We start from the raw sequence: 8074 nt of genomic DNA, 5'->3' as shown, positions 1-8074 counted from the left end.
TGGGCGCACGCCGCTACCTGGCGGGTGAGAAGGACCTCACCGGGCCCGAGCGAGTCCGGATCGCCACGACCGCCTATGCGGACACCGAGGACCACACCGGACGGTTCCTGAGTGAAACCTGCCGGATCGAGCCGGGCCTGAGGGCGGAACAAGCACAGCTCTACGCGGCCTACAGGGCATGGTGTCAGAATGAAGGTGCACCGGCTGTTTCGTCCCGGGCCTTCGCGGCCCGGGTCCGTGAGGTGATGGGACTGGCGTCGCCCAAGGAGATGATCCTGTCCAACCAGCGGAAGTACTACCCGGGCATCGGACTGGTCGCCGACGAGGAGACAGCATGAGCGCCCTCATCGCAGAGGCCGAGCTCGTCCATGAGGTCGAGCTCGTCTGGCTGGAGGACACGGACGCGCTCGACTATGTGCGCCAGAGCCTGGACCGGCTGCCGACGCGGCGCGGCAAACCCGCCTACCACCGTGACGGGCGCATGGTCGGCTATGCGCTGCTCGGGCCGGAGGCCAAGCCCTCCCGTTCGTCGGGCACCTTCCGCCGGCGCGTGTTCTGGCTGCTTCCGCACGACCGCGACACCGCCCCCGACGGGCTGTACGCCACCGGGGCGCCCGCTGAGGCCGTCGACCCGCGCACGCTGGCACCGGGCAGCAAGGGCCGTAAGACCGAGCGTTCCGAGGGCGGGCCGCAGTCGCCGGAGATACGGGAGCTGGGCATCACGCTGCCGTTGTGAGCGTGGTCAGCGTCGTGCGTGAGCGCGCCGGCCGGGTGATCCCGGGCCCGGAAGGGAAGCTTCCGACGGCTGCCGGACGCGCCCGGCTTGAGACTACCCACGTTGGTGATGGTCCCGGTCGGCGGTGCGGGTGAGACTGATCGGCACGTGGGCCTGCGGGGGTCGGTGGCGACAGGCTCAGGATCGGGGTCCCCGCAGTCGGGCTCGCCCGTGCAGACGATCACTAGGGAAGAAGAGCTGGGGACGCCATGCGGCAGCTTGAGATAGCACTGATCGGCGCAGGGCTGATAGCACGGATGCATCTGGAGGCGTGGATCGGCGCCGGGGCGTCCGTACGTGTCCACTCCCTCGACGGGCGTGCCGCCGAACTGGCCGCCGAGTTCGGAGCCAAGGCCGTGGACTCCCTGGCCGAGGCGCTGGACGGCGCGGACGCCGTGGACATCTGCTCGCCGACGGGCACCCACCGGGACATCGCCCTGGCCGCCATCGCGAAGAACGTGGCGGTGGTGTGCGAGAAGCCGCTCGCCGCCGACGTCACCGAGGCCGAGGAGATCGTCGGCGCGGCCGAGCGGGCCGGTGTGCCGGTCTATCCGGCGCACGACATCCGCTTCGCCCCCGCCTTCGCCCGGCTCCACGAGCTGGTGGCCGAGGGACGGCTGGGCGCGGGCACGGTCGCCCGTTTCACCGTGGCCGGGTACCATCCCCGGCCCTGGACCGGCCACGCCTCCGTGGAGTCGGGCGGCATCCTGACCGATCAGATGCTGCACGGCGTGGACATCGCCTACTGGCTCTTCGGGGACGTCGTACGCGTGCACGCCCACTACCAGGGGGAGATCGCCGCACCGGCTCCGCAGGGAACCGCCGCGGTCGGCACGGCCGTTCTGACGCACGCCAGTGGTGCGCTCAGCCAGGTGGTGAGCCGGTGGACACCGACGCCGCAGCCGCCCATTCGTGTCACCTACCACGTCTCGGGCACGGGCGGGACGATCGTCCACGACTCCGAGTGGCCCCAGGAGATCCAGGTGTCCGGCGGCCCGGCCGGGACCTTCGGCTACTACGGGGAATCCCCGTTCTCCTCCGAAATCCGTGAATTCGCCCAGGCGTTGAGGGGCGGACCCGAGCCGCGTCTGGTGTCCCACGACGCACTGGCCGCCGTCCGTATCACCCAAGCCGCGGCACGGTCCGCATGGACAGGACGCGCCGTCGAACTGCCCGTGAAGGGGGCCGCCGCATGAAGGTCGCCGTGTTGTCGTTCGCCCATGAGCGCGCCGCGACATACGCCCAGCTGCTGCACGACATGCCGGACGTGGAGCTGCTCGTCGCGGACCCCGACGGCGCGGCGGAGGATCCGGCGCGGGGGAGCGCTACGGCCCGCCGGCTCGGCGCGAGGTACGTCGGCAGCTGGGACGAGCTGTTCGCGCTGCGCCCCGACGCCGTGGTCGTCACCAGCGAGGTCGACCGCCGCCGTGAACTGGTCGAGCGGGCGGCCGGGGCGGGGGCTCAGGTGCTGTGCGAGCACCCGCCGGCGGTCGACGAGGCCGACGCCCGGGCCATGGTGCGTGCCTGCGAGGACGCGGGTGTGCGGCTGAGCTTCGCGTCGCCGGCCTGCTTCGGCCCGGCGTTCGCCGCCGTCCGCAAGGAGATCACCGAAGGTGAGGTCCTCGGCGGCCTCACGGCCGTTCACGGGGCGTACAACAGGCCCCGCCCGGCCGGTGCGGAGGCGGCGCGCAGCGGTGCGCTGGGCACCAACGCGCCCCCTGTGTTCGACATGGTGGACGCGGTGCTCGGCGGGATCCCCGCGGAGCAGGTCTACGCGCAGTCGAACAGCGTCCTCGGCGCGGAGCCGGGCGTGGAGAGCGCGGCACTGGTCACGGTGCGCTACGCGGACGGGACCGTCGTGTCGGTCGACTGCAGCTGGGGCCCGGCCGACAGCGGGCCGGCCGTCGGCGGACCGGCCCTGACCTTCATCGGAGAACGGGCGAGCGTGGAGTTCACCGCCGCCCCGCGGCTGCTCGGCGGATTCGACGCCGCCACGTCCCGCGAACGCTGGGGGACGCGCGGGGACGACCCGTACGCGGTCATGCTCGGCGAGTTCGTCGCCGCGGTCCGTCAGGGGAGCGGGGCCGGCCCGGACGGTGCGGCGGCCCTGCGTACGCTGCGGATCATCCAGGCGGCCCGCGCATCGGCACGCACCGGCCAGCCCGTCGAGTTGGCCGTGCCGGTGACCGTACAGCCGTGACCGCGCGGCAGTGACGTCACTGCCGTGACCTTGCGGCCGTGACCGCGCGGCCGGTGATCGTACGGCCGGTGATCGTACGGCCGTGGTGGCGGGCGTCTGCCTGGCCGGTTCACGCCGTAGGTTCCGGGGGGCTCAGGCACCCTGTTGCCACTGCCACTTGACCTTGATTCTCGCCTTTGACCTCGTACTCGGGAGACGTGCATGACCAGCATCGGCATCATCCTCGGCACCACCCGTCCCGGCCGCGTCGGGCCGCAGATCGCGGAGTGGGTCCAGAAGACGGCCAGTGGGCGCGAGGACGCGGACTTCCAGCTCGTCGACATCGCCGACTACGCGCTGCCGCTGTTCGACGAGTCGCGTTCCCCGCGGATGGGCGACTACGAGCACGACCACACCCGCGCCTGGGCCGCCAAGATCGACGAGCTGGACGGATTCGTCTTCGTCACGCCCGAGTACAACCGGTCGATTCCGGCCGCGCTGAAGAACGCCATCGACTTCGTCTACAACGAGTGGAACAACAAGGCTGCCGGCTTCGTCGGATACGGCAGCCAGGTCAGCGGTGCCCGCGCCGTCGACCACCTGCGGCACATCGCCGGGGCGGTCCAGCTGTCGGCCGTGCCCACCCAGGTCCATGTGTCGCTCGCGACCGACTTCGAGCAGTACACGACGTTCAAGCCGACCGAGCGCCACGGGGTCGCGCTGCAGCAGCTGCTCACCGAGGTGATCACCTGGACCGAGGCGCTCGCCCCGCTCCGCCGGGCCTGACACGGCTCCGCCTGGTCGGCGGCGGGCGGTCCGTCAGCGGTGGACCGCCCGCCGCCGTTCTCGCTACCAGGTGACAGGGAGTTCGATCAGACCCTGGATCGTGCTTCCCGGCTTGAAGGGAATCTCGTGCGGGGGCGCCGCGAGGGCCAGCTTCGGCAGCCGCTGGAACAGCGTCCACAGGGCGATCTCGAGTTCGGCGCGGGCCAGGTTCTGTCCGAGGCACTGGTGGATGCCGAAGCCGAAGGCGACGTGGTGGCGGACGGTGCGGTGCCAGTCGAGCCGATCGGGCTCCTCGTAGACGTCGGCGTCGCGGTTGATGAGGGACAGCGGGAAGACGATGCCGTCACCGGCGCGGATGGTGTGCCCCGCGATCTCGATGTCCGTCGTCGCCATGCGCAGCATGATGTCCGCGATGGAGGTGAAGCGCAGCAACTCGTCGACCACGGACGGCATCAGCGTCTGGTCGGCCAGTAACTCGGCGAGCTTTTGCGGGTGCTGGAGCAGCGTGAACGTACCGAGGGAGATCATGTTGGCCGTGGTCTCGAAGCCTCCGACGAGCAGCACGCTCGCCAGCATGACCAGTTCCTGGCGGTCGCCCGAGCCCGTCGCGCGCTGCTCCCGCACCAGGTCGCCGATCAGGCCGTCCCCGGGATCCTGCCACTGGCTCTCTACCAGCTTGTGGAAGTAGTCGTTCAGCTCGGCCCGGCCCTGCTCGACCTCCTCGGGCCGCTGCCCGAGCGTGAGCCGTCGGGACTGCTCCTCGAAGAAGCCGGCGTCGGCGTAGGGGGCGCCGAGCAGGGCGCAGATCACGATGGCCGGCAGCGGGAAGGCGAACGTGGTCACCAGGTCGGCGGGCGGTCCCTGTTCGGCGAGGGAGTCGAGGAGCTGGTCCACCGTCTGCTGGATCCGGGGGCGCAGCGCGGTGATCCGCTTGGACGAGAAGCTGGGGATGAGCTTGCGGCGCTGGGCGTTGTGCTCCGGGTCGTCGACGCCGACGAGGGGGAGGCGCTGGCCGCGGACCGTCGCGCCGCGCGCCGTGGGCGATGGGAAGTCCTTGTGCGTGCGGTCGCTGGACAGACGCGGGTCGGCGAGGAGCCGGCGGGCCACGTCGTGCCCGGTCACCGCCCATGCCGGGCGGCCGTCGAACAGCGTGACACGCGTCAACGGCCGCTCCTCGCGCAGTGGTTCATAGCCTGCGGGAGGGTGGTAGGGGCACGTGCGGTCCTGGGGGAATGCCACTTCGTGCGTCAAGGAGGACCTCGCTCTGCTCGGTAGGGGGTCACCCGCTGAATCGGTGTACGAGCCATGTGGTCGGGGGTCACCGTAGTGGGGCCTTCTCGAGCGCTGATCGAAGGCGGTCGGGCCGAGCCCCGCCGCGCGGTCGCACAGGTTCTGTGTGCGTGTGCGACCGCGCCCGCCTCGCCGCAGCAGGTGCGGGGTGTCCCTCAGCCGAGTTCGCCGGTCGGCACGGACGTGGGCGTCGTGCCGCGTGCCGCCGCCGCTGCTGTCGCTGTCGCCGGTACGTCGTGTGCGGGCCGCTTCCCGCGGCGGCCGAGGCGGCGCATCACCGGCTGCTCGACCAGGCCGTACAGCAGCGCGGCGGCCAGCAGGTTCGCCAGGAACAGGGCGAGGTAGAGCCCGAGAGCGGGGAGGAAGCCGTAGGTGTGCGCGCCCAGCACCTCGCGGCGGCCGTAGAAGACCACCAGGACCTGGACCATGTAGAAGGCGAAGGAGACCTTGCCCAGCCACACCATGGTCCGGCTGCGGAGCCAGCCGCTGCCGCCCCGCAGGTCCGACGAGGCCGCGGCGCAGATGAGCATGGCGATCGGGACGATCGTGGTGGCGCTGAAGTAGTACGGCGGCGGGGTCTCGTTCGCGAGCCAGTACCCACCGGCGAACAGGACGGCCGAGGGCAGCAGGCCGATGCGCGGCCACAGGCCCGCCGCGACGATGCGGGCGAGGATCATGCCGAGGCCGAACTCGAACAGGCGCGGCGGCGGGAACATGTAGCTGAACCAGTACTGGTTGAGGGTCAGGCCGTGCCCGGTGTCGAGCCCGCCGGGGACGAGTTTCGTCACCGCCGCCATGGCCACGACGCCCGCGACCGCACCGGCCGCCCACAGCCACAGCCGGCGCTCCGCGATCCGCCGTACCAGGACGATGAGCAGGGGGAACAGCGCGTAGAAGAGCAGCTCCGAACAGAGCGACCAGGCGGGCCAGTTGACGCTCTGGAGGTTTTCGAGCCGGTTGCTGAAGGCGTGGACCAGGAAGAGGTTCGACAGCCAGGCGTGTACGGGCTGGCTGGAGGCGAACAGCCACATCGCCAGTGCCCAGGTCACGATGTGGTTGGGGTAGATCTTCAGGCCGCGTCGGCGCCAGAAGGCCGTGGGCCTGTCGCCGGGCGTCGCCGACCATGTCAGGACGAAGCCGCTGAGCACGAAGAAGAAGGACACGCCGATGGCCCCCGCCTTGCCGGCGAAGTCGGCCAGGGGCTTGGCGATGTCGTGGTCGGCGAAGAAGCTGACCTGCGCCGTCGGCTGCAGGGGATTGGCGAGCACCGTGCTGTGGGTGAGGAACACCAGCAGTGCCGCGATGAACCTGAGGCCGGTGAGCGAGGGCAGCGAGGCCCGGTGCCGCGGTGGGTCGCCGGCGGACGAAGCGGCGGTTATGTCTGGCATGAGCATGACTGCCTTTCGGTCAGGGGCGGGGCCTGCTGAGCGGCCGGCGCGTGGGCTCAATTACCGCGCCGTGTGCTCGAAGGAGGGATGAGTGCGGATCGACGGTTCCCGGAGTGGCCGGGACGGTGTGGTAGCGCGCGAATACCGATGATCCGCAGGAAAGAAATTCCGAGCGCACTGGAAAGAACTCCGAGCACGGCTGGATTCGAATTCAAGCCTCCGTGGCGCAGCCTCCGGGCGGGCGGAGAAGTGCTTCGCCGTTCGCTCGTGCCCGGCTTGAAGTCGCAGCCCCCTACCAGTCCTGGGGATGTCGTCCCGAAACCGCTCGCTTAATCTCTCCCCAGGAGATACCGGATGGACGGCGTCGTCGCGACGGTGTGAAAGCCACTGCCAGGACGCACATGCCAATCTCAATTCTTGACGGCCAAGCGGGCGTTTCCCTGATTGGGGAAGGATTTCATGAGCGACGCAATCTCCTTCGAGGAGCCCTGGGCGCGTACCCATCAGTTCGATCCCCCGGCGATATTTGACGCGCTGCGCGAGGAACGGCCGCTCGCGAGGATGGTGTATCCCGACGGACACGTCGGCTGGATCGTCTCCAGCTACGAACTGGTGCGCAAAGTCCTCAGCGACCCGAGGTTCAGCCACAGCACCGAGATCGGCCACTTCCCGGTGACGCACCGCGGGCAGGTGATGCCCAACCATCCGAAGATCCCCGGGATGTTCATCCACATGGATCCGCCGGACCACACCCGCTACCGGCGGCTGCTCACCGGCGAGTTCACCGCCCGCCGGGCGAACCTGCTCCTGCCGCGCGCGGAGGCCGTGGCCGCCGAGCAGCTCGACGTCATGCGCGACCACGGCTCGCCCGCGGACCTCGTGACGACCTTCGCCAAGCCGCTGTCCCTGCGCGTCCTGTCCGAGTTCGTCGGCCTGCCCTACAGCGAAGTCGACCGCTACGGCCACGCACCCACGCTGCTGCACGACTCGGACGCGGACCCGCAGGAGGCCGCCGCCGCCATGGGGCAGGCGGTCGCCTTCTTCGCCGAGGTCGTCGAGCGCAGGCACAAGGAGCCCGAGGACGACCTCATCAGCCGGCTCATCGCCGGCGGGCAGCTGACCGACGAAGAGCTGTGCAACATGGTCACGCTGCTCCTCTTCGCGGGCTACGAGACCACCGAGAGCGCCCTCGCCGTCGGCGTGTTCGCGCTCCTGCACCACGCCGACCAGCTGGCGGCGCTCCGCGCGGACCCCTCGAAGCTGGACGCCACGATCGAGGAACTCCTGCGCTACCTCACCGTCAACCAGTACGACACGTACCGCACCGCCCTCGAAGACCTCGAACTGGCAGGTGAGACGGTCAAGAAGGGCGACAGCATCACGGTTTCCCTGCCCGCGGCCAACCGTGACCCGGCGAGATTCGCGTGCCCGGCCGAGCTGAACATCGACCGTGAGACCTCCGGTCACATGGCGTTCGGTTTCGGCATCCACCAGTGCCTCGGCCAGAACCTGGCCCGCGTCGAACTGCGCGCCGGTCTCTCCGCCCTGCTCCGCGCCTTTCCCGACCTCGGCCTCGCCGTCGACTTCGAAGAGGTGCCACTACGGCTCAAGGGGTCCGTCTTCGCGGTGAAGAGTCTGCCCGTCTCCTGGTGAACT

8 protein-coding genes are annotated in these 8074 nt (G+C 70.2%); 6 read left to right on the top strand and 2 right to left on the bottom strand.

Features of this window, described 5'->3' with window-relative positions; genetic code table 11:
• The 5 genes from AQI95_RS35015 to AQI95_RS34995 form a co-directional block, all read left to right on the top strand.
• On the top strand, positions 1-338 hold a 338-nt coding region (locus AQI95_RS35015; protein ID WP_244188941.1), incomplete at its 5' end, for a primase-like DNA-binding domain-containing protein.
• Positions 335-736 carry a DUF6009 family protein gene (locus AQI95_RS35010; protein WP_067133586.1) on the top strand — a complete coding sequence of 134 codons (402 nt, stop codon included), beginning with the start codon at positions 335-337 and terminating at the stop codon, positions 734-736. The genes AQI95_RS35015 and AQI95_RS35010, both read left to right, overlap by 4 nt.
• Before the next feature lie 248 nt (positions 737-984).
• Complete coding sequence (locus AQI95_RS35005) at positions 985-1971, top strand: Gfo/Idh/MocA family protein (protein ID WP_067133583.1); 987 nt, start codon at positions 985-987, stop codon at positions 1969-1971.
• Complete coding sequence (locus tag AQI95_RS35000) at positions 1968-2975, top strand: Gfo/Idh/MocA family protein (protein WP_067133580.1); 1008 nt, start codon at positions 1968-1970, stop codon at positions 2973-2975. Before AQI95_RS35005 ends, AQI95_RS35000 begins: the two co-directional genes overlap by 4 nt.
• 201 nt (positions 2976-3176) lie before the next feature.
• Positions 3177-3740: an NADPH-dependent FMN reductase gene (locus tag AQI95_RS34995; protein ID WP_067133577.1), complete on the top strand. Its 564-nt coding sequence runs from the start codon at positions 3177-3179 to the stop codon at positions 3738-3740.
• Positions 3741-3803: 63 nt separating this feature from the next.
• On the opposite strand, the gene AQI95_RS34990 is transcribed toward AQI95_RS34995, so the two are convergent.
• Positions 3804-4991: a cytochrome P450 gene (locus AQI95_RS34990; protein WP_067133575.1), complete on the bottom strand. Its 1188-nt coding sequence runs from the start codon at positions 4989-4991 to the stop codon at positions 3804-3806.
• A 194-nt stretch (positions 4992-5185) separates the two neighbouring features.
• Positions 5186-6418 (bottom strand): acyltransferase family protein, encoded by a 1233-nt coding sequence (locus AQI95_RS34985; protein ID WP_067133670.1) that lies wholly within the window; start codon positions 6416-6418, stop codon positions 5186-5188.
• Between the two features lie 459 nt (positions 6419-6877).
• Between AQI95_RS34985 and AQI95_RS34980 the strand changes: the two genes are divergently transcribed.
• Entirely contained in the window at positions 6878-8071 is a 1194-nt protein-coding gene (locus AQI95_RS34980) for a cytochrome P450 (protein WP_067133572.1), read from the top strand.
• The last annotated feature ends 3 nt before the right edge of the window (positions 8072-8074 follow it).

Origin of the sequence: Streptomyces yokosukanensis, from assembly GCF_001514035.1 — a bacterium.
GTDB lineage: Bacteria > Actinomycetota > Actinomycetes > Streptomycetales > Streptomycetaceae > Streptomyces > Streptomyces yokosukanensis.
Note: the sequence above shows the minus strand (reverse complement) of the source record. Positions and strands in the feature narration are given on the sequence as shown.